Genomic DNA, 17,313 nt, shown 5'->3' with positions numbered 1-17,313 from the left:
TGAACAAAAAAACATGCCGGATCCATCATCCGACATGCTCATTTTACGAACTCATCCTGCCTTGATACTGTTCCAAGGAAACCAGCACCTCACGCGGTTTACTGCCTTCATAGGGCCCTACAACACCCTTGGCTTCCATCGAATCAATTAATCTGGCAGCCCGTGTGTAGCCTACGCGCATCCTGCGCTGAAGCAAAGATACCGATGCCTGCTTGGCCTCCAAAATAATTTGCACGGCCTGGTCGTATAATTCATCCTCAACCTGATTGGTTCCCTCAGCCTGCTCTTCAACCTGCGGAACCATATCCTCTACATAATTGGCCTGCTCTTGATTCCTCACGAAGTTAACAACATCTTCCACTTCATTGTCGGACAAAAAGGCACCCTGTACACGCACAGGCTTTGAAGCTCCCATAGGCAGATACAGCATATCCCCACGACCCAACAGCTTCTCAGCACCAGCCATATCCAATATCGTACGGGAATCCACATTAGACGATACACCAAATGCGATACGAGATGGAATATTAGCTTTGATAACACCCGTAATGACATCAACAGATGGCCTCTGTGTAGCAATAATTAGATGAATACCCGCGGCACGCGCCATTTGCGCTAATCGACAGATCGCATCCTCCACATCATTCGCAGCTACCATCATTAAATCGGCAAGCTCATCTACGATTACGACAATATAAGGGAGCGGGGCTCCAGATTTGGTTTCCAGCAGCATCGCATTGTAGCCTTCTAAATTACGCGTACCGCTTTTGGAAAATAGCTCGTATCGTTTTTCCATTTCAACAACGACCTTTTTCAAAGCAAGCGAGGCCCGCTTCGGGTCAGTAACAACAGGGGCAAGCAAATGGGGAATTCCATTATAAACGTTCAATTCCACCATTTTCGGGTCAACCATCAAGAAGCGTACCTCGTTAGGTTTTGCCTTGTACAAAATGCTCGTAATGATCCCGTTAATACAGACTGATTTACCTGATCCCGTTGCTCCTGCTACAAGTAAATGCGGCATACGTGCCAGATTTCCGACTATTGGCTGTCCGGCAATATCGCGCCCTAATGTGATCGACAGCTTGGCACTCGAATCCTGGAAAACAGCGGTTTCCATAACCTCTCGCATCGTAACTATCGACACCTCAGCATTCGGCACCTCAATCCCGATTGCAGCTTTACCTGGAATAGGTGCCTCCATCCGGATATCCTTAGCTGCCAGAGCTAAGGCAATATCGTCCGTAAGGCTTACAATCCGGCTAACCTTGACACCAACATCCGGCTGTATTTCATATCGAGTTACAGAAGGTCCGCGTACAACCTCCAGTACCTTCGCCTTCACTCCAAAGCTTTCCAGTGTAGCCTCCAGCTTGCGGGCAACCGCTTTATAATCCAGTGAATCGGCACCCTTGAGAAGGCTTGGCTTGGCCAACAGATCCAGAGATGGTAGCACATACGGCTTCTGAGGCTTGACTGGGGTATCCATAGTAGCTATATCCCCTGATTCTTCCCCAGCTACTTCATTGTTTTCGTGAGTTGGAGACGGGTCTAGCGAAGGAGCCGTGGTTACCGTTGGTATTGGCATGTTCGATATTTCCTGCTGTACCTGCTCTTGAAAATCACGAATAATCGGTATTGGAGACTCCTGCTCGACTTCTCTTTTGTAAACCGTCTCTTCCACAATATTCGGTTCACTCACCGCTTCAGGCTGAGCCGATACCGGAAGTTCGTCATCGAAACCTTCAGGCTCAAATCCCATAGCCGTGGTTGGCTTTGGCTTCGGATGTACCCGATCCATGAATGAAGTAAAGGCTTTATTCGGCCTCTTTATTTTACGCTCCGGCTTCAACGTTTCTTCATCAAATTCATTATCATCAGGCATGAGCGGAGCCACATAGGCTTTCTTCTTGACAGCAACGACCTCAGCTGCTGCTGCTTTCTGATTCCGTTCTTCCCACCAACGACGTATGTATTGGCCAAGTGCTGTGTCTGCGAACGTTTTCTTTCCTTTTATTTTTCCCATCATATCGCCTAGAGTAAGACCGGTAAGCAAAATAAACCCGATAATGAAAAGCGTGTACTGGATCAATTGGGCACCTATTTTTACGAATAGAAAATATAGGGTTCCATATAACGCAGCTCCGAGCATTCCGCCGCCAACCTGATGAGTAAGAATAGCCTGTCCTTTGTCAGTCGCACTGAAGCCATCCACCATACTGGCCCATGTTTGTGACCAAATCATACCGGCTGTATATGTACCTTTCGGGTAGAGCTGCTCAAACAAGCTGATGTGACTCATAATGAGCAGGGCGATAATCATCAGCAAAATTCCCGTCTTGCGGAACGTCCGCCAATTCGGCCATTGCCGTTTCACCATTACATACAAGCCTGCATAAATAAAAACAAGCGGAATGATGAAATCCCACGTCCCGATTAAAAATCGAAACAGATAGCTTAAAGCACGAGCAACCGGACCTTCCCGGGAAAGTGCGATTACCGATAGCGTTAATATTATAATTCCATAGAGCTCATACTTTAAATTCGTTTTTATCGATTTTACAGAAGCCTTACGTTTCTTCTTTGGCCTGGCCAAGACGGCTCACCCCCAAGAATAAAGTATACCATACTTTGGGGATAAGCTTAATCGTCTTGTAAAAATCGGACTTCAGAACTAAAAGACAGGTCGAAATTCGACAATTTTGCCAGGACTGTAGTTTGGATTCAGATAATCCTGCGGATTTCCACTTCTTAATCTCACAATGGTTGCTTGTGTAGCATTCAACTGCTGAACCTCCAGTTCAACTCCGTTAACCTTAATGTCCATACTTGCAGTATCCATAGAGTCCAAGCCGCTCATCACTACCTCCATAGGCATGATCGTATATAGTGTCACTGTACCACTCCTCCGGGCATCAGCTTTCTGTTCGCCTCAATACGTCGATTCAGCTCTCTGATTCCATCACCCACACCACCTATGGTGTCGATAAGTCCATATTTAACGGCATCAGCGCCAATAACGGTCGTTCCGATGTCACGGGTTAATTCTCCGGTTTTAAACATCAATTCCTTCAGCTTTTGTTCGGAAATTTCGGAATGGCTGGTTATAAACCGGATTACCCGTTCCTGCATTTTATCCAAATATTCAAAGGTTTGTGGGACGCCGATGACAAGTCCATTCAATCGGATAGGATGGATCGTCATCGTAGCGGTTTCCGCAATGATCGAAAAATCTGACGAAACTGCGATCGGAACGCCTATGGAATGCCCTCCACCCAATACGAGCGTAACTGTAGGTTTGGATAATGTCGCGATCATTTCTGCAATGGCAAGTCCTGCTTCCACATCTCCGCCTACGGTGTTCAGCACGATAAATATGCCTTCAATCTTGGGATTCTGCTCAACGGCGACTAGCTGCGGTATTAAATGCTCATATTTGGTAGTCTTATTTTGTGGCGGAAGTACCAGATGCCCTTCTACCTGTCCAATAATCGTCATACAAAATATATTGGATTCGCTTGCAGGTACCGCCGTTTGGCCTAGCTGCTGTATCGTATCCAAAACGGACGGCTTTTTCAGTTCTTCATTCGGGCCGGGATTTACAGGCTCCTGCTCTTGCTGCTTGGAATTGTCCAACTGGGATACCCCCTTCAAATTCTGTTGATCTTTCGTAGTATGGATGAATGCTGCCGAAAACATGCAAAAAAACCACCCAAGTCGCCGTAATCGGCGTCTTAAGTGGTTTTGATATTTCGCGCATACAATGGATTTCAATAATTGGTTTATTGTGAAAGGTATCAAGTATAGACTGGTGGTCTTGGATCAAACTTCCATAATAATTGGAAGGATCATAGGTCTTCTTTTGGTTTGTTCATACAAGAATCGTCCTAAAGCATCTTTGACATGAGTCTTCAGCGAAGCCCATTCATTTACATTTTCGCTCATTAACCGTTTCAGCGTACTAGCTACAATACGGTTGGCTTCATCCAGCAAGCCTTCGGATTCTCTAACGTATACAAATCCTCTGGATATAATATCAGGTCCAGACAAAATAGCGCCATCTTGCTTACTTAATGTAACGACTACGACCAAAATACCATCCTGAGACAACAGTTTGCGATCTCTGAGTACGATATTACCTACATCGCCAACACCCAGTCCATCGATCAAAATGTTCCCTGCTGTTACCTTCGAGCCTTTACGAGCAGCACCGTCAAGAACCTCCACAACATCTCCGTTATCTACAACAAAAATGTTTTCCTTAGGAATTCCAACCGATTCTGCAAGTATCGCATGCTGACGAAGCATCCGGTACTCACCATGGATAGGGATAAAGTATTTCGGTTTCATTAAATTAAGCATCAGCTTCAATTCTTCCTGTGAACCATGTCCGGATACGTGAACGCCTGTAATCGAACCAGGACCATAGATAACATGAGCGCCTATGCGCATCAATTCGTCAACCGTTCTTCCGACATACCGCTCGTTACCAGGAATCGGTGTTGCTGCGATAATGACAGTATCTCCAGGCAGAATATCAACCTTGCGATGTGTGGACCGTGCCATACGGGTTAGTGCCGACATCGGCTCTCCCTGCGAGCCTGTCGACAATACGACAACACGATCTGCAGCCATTTTATTAATTTCTTCAGGCTCAATGAGCATACCTTCAGGAATTCTCAAATAACCTAACTCCCCAGCAATCGAAACGACGTTCACCATGCTGCGACCGATAACGGTTACTTTTCTCTTCGTAGCTTCAGCTGCATCAATTACCTGTTGAATCCGATGTATGTTAGAAGCAAATGTAGCAATGATTACTCTTTGCTTGGCTTTACGGAAAACATCCTCAATCTCGGTACCTACGCTTCTTTCTGATCCGGTATAACCAGGACGCTCTGCATTCGTACTATCGGATAGCAGTGCTAGAACTCCCTTACTTCCCAATTCAGCCATGCGATGAATATCCGCATATTGTTCATTAACCGGAGTTTGGTCAAACTTGAAATCTCCTGTGTGAACTACATTGCCTTCAGGTGTGGCGATGCATACACCTACAGAATCAGGAATACTATGATTCGTTTTGAAGAACGACGCAGTCATGCAGCCAAGAACCAATTCAGATTCTGAATTGATCAGGTTTCGTTTGGTATCTCCCAGTAAACCGGCTTCCCTTAGCTTGGTTTCGATAAGACCCAAAGTCAATTTGGTTGCATAGATAGGAACATTCAGCTGTCTCAGCACATACGACAGACCACCGATGTGATCCTCATGTCCGTGTGTGATAATAATGCCTCTAACCTTGTCCCGATTCTCAAGTAAATAACTAATATCCGGTATAACAATATCGATGCCGAGCATGTCCTCTTCAGGAAATTTCAAACCGCAATCAATTACAACAATGTCATTTGCATACTGAACCACATACATATTTTTTCCGATTTCACCCACGCCGCCCAGGGCAAAGATCGAGAGTTTATCTACAGTTTTCTTAGACAATTAAAAATACCTCCTATTTTAAGATTGACGACGAATTTGTATGAACCTTTAACCTAAACCAAAACCGCACCAGTCACTTGCCACCATTATACATGAACAAAAAGTACAAATACAAGCTACCGCGTTTGCATCCTCAATTATTGCCTAAATAAATAAAACCGATGCTTAAAGAAAGCACCGATTTCAAGAATTTCATTTTAACAAGGAGTCAATGAATCTTCCTTCTTCTTCGGTTGCGTTCAATAATGGCAGACGTACTCCGCCTACCTCCACACCTTTGCTGTTCAAAGCATATTTGACGGGGGCAGGATTCGGAACTCGGTGAGGACAATTAAATAACCCCTTCATTACGGGGTGTATCTTAGCATGAACTTTTGCCGCTTCACGAGTATCGCCTTGTAAGTAACAGTTTATCATACTTTTCATTTCTTTACCAACTACATGACTGGCTACGCTAATAATGCCATGTCCGCCAACGGATAATACGGGTAATGCCATCGTATCGTCACCACTGTATACCAGAAATCCAGGTGCTGCACCACTAACAATTCTTGTGATCTGATCCAGATCTGCACAATCTTTGGTAGCTACAATATTCGGTATTTGCGATAGTCGAATTGTAGTATCGGCATCAATATTAACACCTGTTCTGCTTTCTACATTGTACAAAATACATGGTATCGAAACCGACTCGGCAATGGCTTTAAAATGCTGATATAAGCCTTCCTGAGATGGACGGTTATAATAAGGAGCCACCAGTAACAGCGCGTCAACTCCAAGCTTCTCGGCTTCCCGGGATAAATGAATGGAATGAGCTGTATCGTTGCTGCCTGTTCCTGCAATGATCTTGCAGCGCCCATTGGCACGTTTGATAGCGAATGCAAAGAGCTCCAGCTTTTCCTCTTCCGTTAACGTAGGTGATTCACCTGTTGTCCCACTAATAACCAAACTGTCGTTACTTTGCTCTTCCAGTAAATAATCAATTAAAATTCCAGTTTGAGTCCAATCGATTTGCAAGTTGGAATCAAAGGGTGTAACCATTGCTGCGATTAATCTTCCGAAATCCACGGCAAACTCCTCCTAGGTTTATTATAGATGCAATTGAAATTTTTTGTGCAGCGCACGAATCGCCGTCGCCATATCCGATCCTTGTACGAGCACCCATATCGTCGTATTGGAATCCGCTGACTGTAAAATTTGGATATCTTCCTCTGTCAAAGCTTCAACGATATGTGCCATGATGCCTGGGACACCGTTCATACCTCCACCAATGATTGAAACCTTGGCACAATTGGACATTAATACAGGCTGATAACCCAGCTCGCCCAAGATGGCTTCGGTTCTTGTCGCCTCATCGTCAAAGACGGTGTAAGTAACTCCAGATGGATTTACATTGATGAAATCCACACTAATATGATGCTTGGCCATAGCTTTAAAGACTGTAAGCTGTAAATCATAAATGCCTTCCGCAGCAAAAACCTGCACTTGTGTGAGGTTAGCGAAATTGGCAATTCCAGTTATTACTCGATCCCCAATACAATCCGTATCAGGTACAATTGCCGAAGGGTGAGTCACCAGTGTCCCGAGTGATTTACTAAATGTAGATCGAACACGGACAGGTACATTGCCACTCATGGCGACTTCTACTGCCCTTGGGTGAATAACTTTAGCACCGTTATGGGCCATATTACATATTTCCATATAGGATACCTGAGACAAGGGACGCGCTTCTTTAACGATCCTTGGATCTGCTGTTAAAATCCCGTCCACATCGGTAAAAATATCTATGAACTCTGCATGAAGCGCTACACCGAGTGCCGTTGCCGAAGTATCACTACCACCTCGTCCGAGAGTCGTAAAGTCCTGATTGGAGGTTTGACCTTGAAAGCCAGCCACTATGACAACGTTTCCCTGATCCAGCAAATCCAGGATTCGCCTTGGCTGTATAGACACAATTTGCGCATTGCCGAAGTTGTCGTTAGTGATAATTCCTGCCTGTGCACCCGTAAGAACTGTAGCCGCTATATGGTGTGCTCGCAACAAGCTGCATAAAGTGGCAGCTGAAATAAGTTCACCACAGCATAGCAGCATGTCTTGTTCTCTTGGAGGCAGCTGGTTCCCGTTATTATGGATCCAATCCAATAAAGTATCTGTTGCATAGGGCTCGCCTTTTCTCCCCATCGCCGATACAACGACTACTAGTTTGAATTGTTGTTTCAATGCATCCTGGATATGTTCAATGACGTGTGCTCTGGCTTCGACGCTGGAAAGGGACGTGCCTCCGAATTTCTGCACGAGAATTTTCATGAGGTCCCCTTTTCCGTTGGAAACTTAATTATAGATTTATATATGAAAATAGGCTTCCCTTAAGAAGCCATCTCACATTTAGTTTTGTTCGATTGCAATATATTCAGCAATCTGCACAGCATTCCAAGCAGCACCTTTGAGCAGGTTGTCGGAAACAATCCACATATTAAGTGCACGTGGATTGCTTAAGTCGCGACGAACGCGCCCCACAAAAGTATCCAGCTTTCCTGCTGCATCTGTAGCTAACGGATATTGCTGTTCTGCCGGATTATCAACTAATACAATTCCAGGAGCGTCAGCAAGCAGCTGCTTAACTTCTTCAATATCAAAGTCCTGCTTAAGCTCTACATATACGGATTCCGAATGACCATAAATAACAGGGATACGAACGCAGGTTGTTGTAACCTCCAAAGTATCGTCACCCATAATTTTTTTTGTTTCATTGATCATTTTCATTTCTTCGTAGGTGAAGCCATTTTCCGTAAATTTGTCAATTTGCGGAATCGCATTAAAAGCAATTTGGTGTTTCACAGGTAAAGAAGCTGCCGGTAAAATCTTTGGATCAACCGCATTCCCTTCCAATACTTCTTTAGTTTGACGAAGTGTTTCTTCAATAGCAAGTGCACCCGCACCAGATACAGCCTGATATGTCGATGCAATAATTCGTGAAATCCCATAACGATCATATAATGGCTTTAAAGCTACTACCATCTGTATGGTTGAGCAATTCGGATTGGCAATAACACCTTTATGCTCGCTGATCTTATCTATATTCACTTCGGGAACGACAAGTGGAGTCTCTGCGTCCATCCGATAAGCACTCGTATTATCAATACAAACCGTACCGCGTTTAATCGCTTCTGGAATTAAATCCAGGCTGACACTTCCACCAGCACTGAATAATGCTATATCAACACCTTCGAAGCTGTCCGGTGTGGCAACTTCCACTTCAACAGGATTACCTTTAAAATTAAGTTTGATTCCAGCGGAACGTGGAGAAGAAAGTAACTTTAGAGTTTGAATGGGGAAATTGCGTTCTTCCAACAAACGAAGGATTTGCTCTCCTACGGCACCTGTTGCTCCAACAACAGCAACATTGAATAATTTCTGATTCGACATCTGTTCGTCTCTCCCCTGTGCATAATAAGCAGTAATTAATTATTAATAATTAAAACGTTCAATCACCATAGGTTGAAGCTGCTTTCCTTGAAGTGCATCCTCACAGGTTTCCATAATCAAATCCATACGAGCTACCAGCGAGTTCGGCTTTAAGGCAGGTGCATCCTGACCGAATGGAACAAAATATATGTTTTTGGTAATTAACAATTTACTAATATTCATGGCATTGAGCCCTAAGCCATCATTGGTGGAAATCGCCAATACCAACGGTCTGAGATTGCGCATCTGTGCTTTGGCGGCCATCAATACAGGACTTTCCGTCATTGCATTGGCTAGCTTGCTGGTCGTATTGCCCGTGCAAGGAGCGATAACAAGCACATCCAGCAGCTTTGAAGGTCCTAATGGTTCAGCATCCACAATTGAAGTAATGATATCATTACCTGTAATCTCTTTCAACTGCTTCTGCCAATCTTCAGACTTGCCAAATCGCGTATCCGTTGTAAGTATCGTGTAGGAAACGATGGGAATGACCCGCGCACCTGCATCAACAAACCGCCTGATTTGCGGCATGACCTCTTCAAATGTGCAATGTGACCCCGTTAAAGCGAAGCCTACCGTTTTCCCTTGCCAATTCATTCCGCTTTCCTCCCTTGTCCTGCATCCTCAAGAATCATACGACTCAAGGTATCAGCAATGATGCGACCGGCTGTCTTCGGTGCAACAATTCCGGGGAGTCCAGGTGCGAGCATTGCTTTGATACCTCTCTTCTCGGCAAAACGAAAATCCGTTCCCCCGGGTTTGGAAGCCAAATCAATGATCACAGCTCGATGTGGAATATTGGCAATAATTTGCGCTGTGACTATCATAGACGGAATTGTGTTAAAAAGCAAGTCAATATTAGCTACCTGAGCGTACAAATCATGGGTGTAAAAAGGTAAAAATCCCATCTCTAAAGCTCTCGCAAAATACTCTGGTTTGTTGACACCTACCTTAACTTTTGCGCCAAGTCCATGCAGCGTCCTGGCGAGTGTGATCCCCGTTCTTCCGAAACCGAGCACCATGGAAACCGATCCGTGAATCGTAAAATCGGTATTTTGAATCGCCATCATAATGGCGCCTTCAGCTGTTGGAATGGAGTTGTAAATGGCGACCTCGTTCAAGTCGAACAACTCTATGAGCTGGATCGAGGCTTGCGCACACAAATTACGCAAATACGGCTTTGCCATACCCGTGAATACTTTGGCATTCTTCGGCAGCGCCTGAATATGCTGCTCAGTTAGCTGCAGCTCGGATGTGGAAAATATACTTTCGACATAGCCCTTGTCATCGGTGCCTACAGCAGGCAAAATAACCGCGTCCATCGTCTCCAGTACCTTGGGACTCAGCTCTGCTTTGGTAATTCCGCTGAAAACGTTTTGTAAATTATCAAATCCGATTAGAACAACGGAAGCATCCAACTCGGTGCATTTATTTATGACTTCAAGCTGCCTGGCGTCACCGCCGATCAAAGCCACTTGAATTCCTGTAAGCATGCGTTCTCACCTCTTTCTAATCGCTGTCGCTAACTCATCTTATGCGCTGGCCTAATGATGGGTTACTGTACGCAAAAAACACCTTTTCGCCCGATGAATCATCAAGGCAAAAAGGTGTTTATGGTTTCACAATTATTGGGTACCTGTATGTCCAAAGCCACCAGCACCACGTTCTGTGTCTGTAAGCATATCCACTTCTATGAGTTGTACAGAAGGCACGATCTGGAATACCATTTGAGCAATCCGTTCGTTTCTTTGAATGATAAAGGTCTCTGATCCATGATTGATCAACAGTACCTTCACCTCGCCGCGATAGTCTGCATCAATCGTTCCTGGTGAGTTTAAACATGTGATTCCGTGCTTTAAAGCCAAGCCGCTGCGCGGACGAATTTGCGCTTCGAGCTCGGGCGGCATGGCCAAAGTCAACCCTGTAGGAATCAATATCCGTTGACCTGGCCCAATCTCTACAGGGGATGTTACTGCTGCATAAAGATCAAAGCCGCTGGCTGAAAGCGACATTTTTTGTGGCAGCTGTACATCCTCGTTACCTGGCAGCCGTTTCAATTGAACATTAAACAAGCTGATCCCTCCTGAAGCCTTCCAATACTTTATCCGTTTGTCCAACCATCGAAAGTGCAAACGGGGTCGCTAGCATTTCCAGCGTAAGCTCTTGAATCTGATCAAGCTGTACACTTTCTATACGCTCTATAATTTCATCCATATCATAATGACGATCAAGCATCAGCTCGTTTTTACCTAACCGATTCATGCGACTGCTGGTGCTCTCCAGACTCAGGATCAAGCTTCCTTTCATTTGCTCCTTGCCTTTTCTGAGCTCGGCAGCCGTCAGTCCCTTGTCCTTAAGTTCGCTTAACAGCTCCATCGTCACTTTCAATACATCTTCAGTCTGTTTAGGTGCTGTTCCGGTATAAATCGTGAACATCCCACCATCCTGGTAAGAAGTATGATAAGAATAGACGGAATACGCCATACCGCGTTTTTCTCTGATCTCTTGAAATAATCTGGAGCTCATACCACCACCAATTGCATTGTTCAGCAGCACCATAGCATACACACGATCATCCTTGGCAGACAAACCTGGTAAAGACAAGCAGATGTGGTTTTGTTCCGTTTTCTTCTCGTGATATTTCAGATTACTGTGAAAGGTTGGCGGTGTATATAAGACTTCCGAACCCTTGTTCTGAAAGCCGGAAAAATGCTGCTCCATGAGCTGCACAATCGAATCATCAATATTACCTGCTATCGCAATAACCGTATTTTCAATCGTATATTGATTTTTCATATATTGCTTTAAGGTATCCGAATTCATCGCCGTCAAATTCTGCTCAGTTCCAATAATCGTGTAACCGAGCGAATGATCCTCATAAGCAGCACTTGCAATTAGATCATGAACCATATCGTCAGGTGTGTCTTCATACATCGAGATTTCTTCAAATATTACATTTTTTTCCTTTTCCAGCTCCGTTGGATCAAACGTTGACCGAAAGAACATATCGGCTAGCGCTTCCACTGCGATGGGCAGATGCTCATCCAACACTTTGGCATAATAACAGGTATATTCTTTTGAGGTAAAAGCGTTCACATTGCCACCTATGCCATCGAACAGCTCTGCAATATCTTTGGCAGAATACTTATCTGTACCCTTAAATAGCATGTGCTCGATAAAATGGGAAATTCCGTTGTGGTGCTGCTGCTCGTTTCGAGAGCCTGTTTTGACCCAAATCCCAAAGGCTACAGAACGGCACGTGGGGATAGGCTCCACGACAAGCCGCAGTCCATTGCTTAAAATATGTTTATTCAATAAAAGGAGCCTCCTTGTAAAGATGTTCGGTTAGTAACTTTATGATCTTACCACTATTGGGTAATAGACTCAACTTCGTCAATCCTTTTTGTTGAGATTAACTCACTTACAGTTCCGAGCTTCATTTTTTTGCGTTTGATCGTACGGATGATTTCCTGCAGCGCTTCACTCGAAGAGTAGGTTGGATGCATTAATATCAGAGCTCCCGGTTCCACACGAGCTGCTACTTTTCGAATAATTGACGATGGTTGCGGTTTTTGCCAGTCCACGGTATCCAATGTCCACAAAATCGTTGTAAGCTTGAGCTCGCGCGCTATGTCCACCGTCGCTTGATTAAAATCGCCTGAAGGCGGTGCAAACAAACGATTTGTTACCCCCAGTTGCTCCTTCAACAGTTGTTCCGTTTTGGTGATTTCCGCTGTGGCCTGGGCTCTGGTAAGCTTGCTCATATCTTTATGGGAATACGCATGATTGGATAGCTCATGTCCCTTTTCTTTGATGAGCTGGGCAGTAGGAATATTTTGCTTTAACCAGCTTCCATCGAAGAAAAAGGTTGCGTGGACCTGTTCATCGTCCAGCACCTTAAGCATTTTGGGCAAATATTCATTTCCCCAAGCAACATTAATCATTAGCGAAACCATCGGTTTCATTGGATTGCCTTTATAAACCGGATGCGAACCCAGATGCTCCAATTGAACCGCGGGTTCAACCTCTCGCATAGCCAAACGAAGCTGATTTCTGAATAGTAGCTGTTCATTGAGTGCAAGAGATTTTTCCACATCGACCTCCAGACCATTATAGCCTGGAATGGCCTTCCATACCCGATCCAATCTGGCATCGACAGGAGCGATATTTCTTTTGGTCGCCTCGGCTTGAATTTGCTTCAGCAGTTCGTCCCGGTCTCCGCTTGACTGCACCTCTTTCATCGCATCAACAGACGAGATTGTTTTCCTGCTAGAATCAGCCGCGGAGGCATGTGTATACTGCTGTTTACTGTGTTGAACGAATGAACCAATACTGTCGGATTTGTACAGCATCAGCGTCGCTGTTACGAACAATCCACAGAGAATAACAACCTGTAAACGTTCCATGAACCCGCTCCCATCATTAGATCGTTTGTCCGATACATATGCAGGGTGGGACAAGAATAGACCAAAAAAAAGAGACAGACGAATCTGCCTCTCTTCTCCTTGCTTACCTACGGCCTCTTAGGATTGTGCAGGTGCTTCTGTCGTTAATACTGCTTTACGAGATAGATTGATACGGCCTTGCTGATCGATTTCAGTAACCTTTACCGTTATGGTATCGCCAATGGCCACAACATCCTCTGTTTTGGCAACCCGCTCTGAAGACAGCTGAGAAATATGTACCAAGCCTTCCTTGCCCGGCAAAATCTCTACAAATGCACCGAACTTCTCTACCCGTTTAACCGTACCCAGATAGATTTCACCAATCACAACTTCTTTTACAATACCTTCAATAATAGCACGCGCTTTGTCATTCATCTCTTGATTAGAAGATGCAATGAACACACGACCATCTTGTTCGATATCGATTTTTACGCCTGTTTCTTCAATGATTTTATTGATGATTTTACCGCCAGCACCAATAACATCACGGATTTTGTCCGGATTGATAAACATCGTAAGAATTTTAGGTGCATATTGGGAAAGCTGCTTCTTCGGCTGTTGGATACGCTCCAGCATTTTACCAAGGATATGCATCCGACCTACTTTGGCTTGCTCTAAAGCTTGATTCAATATATCACGGTCAATACCGTCAATTTTGATATCCATTTGCAAAGCTGTAACACCCTTGGCTGTTCCTGCAACTTTAAAGTCCATATCGCCAAGATGATCTTCCATCCCTTGAATATCACTCAAAATCGAGAAATGATCGCCATCCTTGATTAAGCCCATCGCTACGCCGGCAACAGGGGCTTTAATAGGAACGCCTGCATCCATCATGGCTAAAGTACTTGCGCAAATACTTGCTTGCGAGGTTGAACCGTTCGATTCCAGTACCTCAGACACAAGACGGATCGTATAAGGGAAATCTGTTTCTGATGGCAGAATTGGTTCCAAAGCACGTTCGCCCAAGGCACCATGTCCAATTTCACGACGGCCCGGAGGACGAAGTGGTCTTGCTTCACCCACGCTGAACGGAGGAAAGTTGTAGTGATGCATAAAGCGTTTGGTTTCTTCCAGATCCAGCCCGTCCAGGATTTGCACATCACCAAGCGCACCCAGTGTACAAATACTCAATGCCTGCGTTTGTCCACGTGTAAATAGTCCGGAACCATGGGTACGAGGCAGTAAATTAATATCGCATTCGATAGGACGAATTTCATCCAAAGCGCGTCCATCCGGTCTTACCTTGTCGTGAGTGATCAATCGACGAACTTCATCTTTTACGATATCGTATAACGTCTCTTTCACATCACCAAGCTTCTCTGGAGTTTCTGCGTATTCGATTTTGAAATGAGCAACCGTATCCGCATTGACCAAATCAATGGCTTCTTGTCTAGCATGCTTCTCAGCAATTTTGACAGCATCGACCAGTCTGGCTTGTGCAAAAGCACGAACTTCGCTGTTTACAGCATCGTCAACGCGGTGAAGTTTAACTTCCATTTTAGGTTTACCGACTTCTTGAACAAGCTGTTCTTGAATGGCAACGATTTTCTTGATTTCGTCGTGACCGAACATGATAGCTTCAAGCATAACTTCTTCAGGCACTTCGTCTGCGCCCGCTTCAACCATCATAATCGCATCCTTGGTCCCTGCAACAACCAGATGCACATCGCTCTTATCGGCTTGCTCCAAAGTTGGATTAATCACGAATTGACCACCGACACGGCCTACAATAACACCGCCAACAGGTCCGTTAAATGGAACGTCAGATATGCTTAATGATGCAGATACACCGATCATCGCAGCGATTTCTGGTGAACATTCCTGATCCACACTCATCACGATTGCAACGACTTGAACATCATTACGGAAGCCTTCAGGAAATAAAGGACGAATCGGACGATCCGTCAAGCGGCTTGCCAAAATTGCTTTTTGACTAGGACGGCCTTCTCTTTTGATGAAGCCTCCTGGAATCTTACCTACTGCGTACAAACGCTCCTCATAATTAACCGTTAAAGGAAAGAAATCCAAATCCTTAGGTTCTGCTGATGCTGTTACTGTACATAATACCACGGTATCCCCATAACGTACGGTTACTGCAGCATTCGCCTGTTTGGCCAATCGGCCTGTTTCAAGGATGAACGGACGACCGCCCAAATCCATTTGTACTCTATTTTCCATAAAATCCTCCTGTACCTTTTCATGAAATCGGTTAGTATTAGCTTGATTAAATCCTATTGTCAGACCTCTGCTAATTTATCTATCTAATCATTTCTGCATACTGCTTAGTATTTCCTTCTTTTATGAAATAAATCTGTCCTCTTTTCATGAAAAAAAGCTCATCCATGCTTGTCCACTAACCTACATGCACCCCTAAACGACCGTTTACCTGTAGTGTTATGATGATCAAGCTGCACTCAGCTCGTAAAAGCCGACATTATGAAAAAACAACCTTGCTGTCTCTGCCCAAGTCCAATCCGGACCCGAACAGCAGACAACCATGGTTGCTTTGTAATCAATCCTATTAGCGACGAAGACCAAGCTTTTCGATCAATGCGCTGTAACGTTTAACTTCTTTACCCTTCAAATAAGCTAACAGCTTACGGCGTTGGCCTACCATTTTCAAAAGGCCGCGACGGGAATGGTGATCTTTCTTGTGAGTCTTTAAATGACTTGTCAAGTTTAAGATGTTTTCTGTAAGAATCGCGATTTGTACTTCAGGAGAACCGGTATCGGATTCATGAGTCTTGTGCGTTTGAATCAATTCCTGCTTACGTTCTTGTGTCAATGCCATTGTTCATCCACCTCCATAGTTTGTATATCGCCATTGGCCCAGAGAAAAGTCGGAGTTCTCAATTTTCCATGCCAAGGTTCTAAAAATGTTTGTCTTATTGACAACTTTGCTATTATAACACAAAGATAGAAACAATGTAAAGGCGATAAATTTATTGAAATATTGAAACCAGCTGCCGCTTCGCTGTATCGGCATCTCTATGAATCTGCTCTATCAGCTCTCCGACAGAAGCAAATTTGCGTTCAGGACGGATGAAGGAAATCAAATCAACCGAAACCTCTCGCCCATATATCGATTCCGAAAAATCAAACACATGTGCTTCAAAAGTAGGTTTATCCAGGTCCTCGACAAAAGTCGGCTTCTTACCCACATTCATCACCCCATTATAACTGCGGCCATCAACATGGAAACGAATAGCATATACACCAAGTGCAGGCGTAACAAATGCTTCCGACAAGTCGATATTGGCAGTTGGAAATCCGATCGTTCTCCCTCTGCCGTCACCCGTTACAACCGTGCCTGTAATTGAATAAGGCCGTCCTAGCAGTGCATTGGCCTTATCGATTTCTCCTGCATGCAAATGCTGACGGACCATCGTACTGCTGACCTTATAGCCATTTTGATGAAAGGGTCGAATAATCTCTACGGCAAAACGGCCTTGTGCCAGCTCACACAAATCGTCAGGTGTTCCCGCACCTCGATGACCAAAAGTAAAATCAAAGCCAACGATGACCGTTTCCACCTGCATAGGAATAAGCATGTTTTCTACAAACTGCTCAGGAGTCACTTTCATAAATTCAGGGTTGAAGGAGACCAAATACGTATCATCCACGCCCAATTGCTCTAAAATCTGCAATTTGGTATTCACGGGTGTTAGCAGGTTCGTGTACTTACACTGTCCAAGCACTTCCCTGGGATGCGGATGAAAGGTCATAATAGAAGCTGAAATGTGCAAGCTGTCTGCTCTTTCCCTGGCCCGCTTGATCACTTCCTGATGACCTAAATGAACACCGTCAAACTCCCCGATAGCCAGTACCTGAGGTTTTATCGCTAACGCATGATTCGACTTGGTTATAGGGTAGTTCAATTCTGTGGACAACATAAATACAA

General features: G+C 44.6%; 15 protein-coding genes. All 15 read right to left on the bottom strand.

The window, feature by feature from the left end; genetic code table 11:
- Positions 1 to 43: 43 nt before the first annotated feature.
- Positions 44 to 2,596, bottom strand: coding sequence for a DNA translocase FtsK (locus BK127_RS18235; protein ID WP_076232896.1), 2,553 nt, complete (start codon positions 2,594 to 2,596; stop codon positions 44 to 46).
- A gap of 78 nt (positions 2,597 to 2,674) precedes the next feature.
- Positions 2,675 to 2,896, bottom strand: a complete 222-nt coding sequence (locus BK127_RS18230; RefSeq protein ID WP_076232895.1) for a YlzJ-like family protein — start codon at positions 2,894 to 2,896, stop codon at positions 2,675 to 2,677.
- Positions 2,893 to 3,636 carry a ClpP family protease gene (locus BK127_RS18225; protein ID WP_076233012.1) on the bottom strand — a complete coding sequence of 248 codons (744 nt, stop codon included), beginning with the start codon at positions 3,634 to 3,636 and terminating at the stop codon, positions 2,893 to 2,895. Before BK127_RS18225 ends, BK127_RS18230 begins: the two co-directional genes overlap by 4 nt.
- Before the next feature lie 186 nt (positions 3,637 to 3,822).
- Positions 3,823 to 5,499, bottom strand: a complete 1,677-nt coding sequence (locus BK127_RS18220; RefSeq protein WP_076232893.1) for a ribonuclease J — start codon at positions 5,497 to 5,499, stop codon at positions 3,823 to 3,825.
- A 192-nt stretch (positions 5,500 to 5,691) separates the two neighbouring features.
- Positions 5,692 to 6,567 (bottom strand): 4-hydroxy-tetrahydrodipicolinate synthase, encoded by an 876-nt coding sequence (gene dapA / locus BK127_RS18215; RefSeq protein WP_076232890.1) that lies wholly within the window; start codon positions 6,565 to 6,567, stop codon positions 5,692 to 5,694.
- 21 nt (positions 6,568 to 6,588) lie between these two features.
- Positions 6,589 to 7,806 carry an aspartate kinase gene (dapG, locus tag BK127_RS18210; RefSeq protein ID WP_076232888.1) on the bottom strand — a complete coding sequence of 406 codons (1,218 nt, stop codon included), beginning with the start codon at positions 7,804 to 7,806 and terminating at the stop codon, positions 6,589 to 6,591.
- Positions 7,807 to 7,884: 78 nt separating this feature from the next.
- Positions 7,885 to 8,925, bottom strand: coding sequence for an aspartate-semialdehyde dehydrogenase (locus BK127_RS18205; RefSeq protein ID WP_076232886.1), 1,041 nt, complete (start codon positions 8,923 to 8,925; stop codon positions 7,885 to 7,887).
- A 42-nt stretch (positions 8,926 to 8,967) separates the two neighbouring features.
- Positions 8,968 to 9,561 carry a dipicolinate synthase subunit B gene (locus tag BK127_RS18200; RefSeq protein ID WP_076232884.1) on the bottom strand — a complete coding sequence of 198 codons (594 nt, stop codon included), beginning with the start codon at positions 9,559 to 9,561 and terminating at the stop codon, positions 8,968 to 8,970.
- Positions 9,558 to 10,457: a dipicolinate synthase subunit DpsA gene (gene dpsA, locus BK127_RS18195; protein WP_076232882.1), complete on the bottom strand. Its 900-nt coding sequence runs from the start codon at positions 10,455 to 10,457 to the stop codon at positions 9,558 to 9,560. The genes BK127_RS18200 and dpsA overlap by 4 nt, the downstream gene beginning before the upstream one ends.
- A 132-nt stretch (positions 10,458 to 10,589) precedes the next feature.
- Complete coding sequence (gene dut / locus BK127_RS18190; protein WP_083689391.1) at positions 10,590 to 11,036, bottom strand: dUTP diphosphatase; 447 nt, start codon at positions 11,034 to 11,036, stop codon at positions 10,590 to 10,592.
- Positions 11,029 to 12,279 carry a M16 family metallopeptidase gene (locus BK127_RS18185; RefSeq protein ID WP_076232879.1) on the bottom strand — a complete coding sequence of 417 codons (1,251 nt, stop codon included), beginning with the start codon at positions 12,277 to 12,279 and terminating at the stop codon, positions 11,029 to 11,031. The genes dut and BK127_RS18185 overlap by 8 nt, the downstream gene beginning before the upstream one ends.
- Before the next feature lie 53 nt (positions 12,280 to 12,332).
- Positions 12,333 to 13,370 (bottom strand): polysaccharide deacetylase family protein, encoded by a 1,038-nt coding sequence (locus BK127_RS18180; protein WP_076232877.1) that lies wholly within the window; start codon positions 13,368 to 13,370, stop codon positions 12,333 to 12,335.
- Positions 13,371 to 13,487: 117 nt separating this feature from the next.
- Positions 13,488 to 15,590, bottom strand: a complete 2,103-nt coding sequence (gene pnp, locus BK127_RS18175) for a polyribonucleotide nucleotidyltransferase (protein WP_076232874.1) — start codon at positions 15,588 to 15,590, stop codon at positions 13,488 to 13,490.
- Positions 15,591 to 15,933: 343 nt separating this feature from the next.
- Positions 15,934 to 16,203: a 30S ribosomal protein S15 gene (rpsO, locus tag BK127_RS18170; protein WP_076232872.1), complete on the bottom strand. Its 270-nt coding sequence runs from the start codon at positions 16,201 to 16,203 to the stop codon at positions 15,934 to 15,936.
- Between the two features lie 151 nt (positions 16,204 to 16,354).
- Positions 16,355 to 17,305 (bottom strand): bifunctional riboflavin kinase/FAD synthetase, encoded by a 951-nt coding sequence (locus tag BK127_RS18165; protein ID WP_076232870.1) that lies wholly within the window; start codon positions 17,303 to 17,305, stop codon positions 16,355 to 16,357.
- Positions 17,306 to 17,313: the final 8 nt, after the last annotated feature.

The organism is Paenibacillus sp. FSL H7-0331, from assembly GCF_001956045.1.
This window is presented reverse-complemented; position numbering and strand designations above follow the sequence as displayed.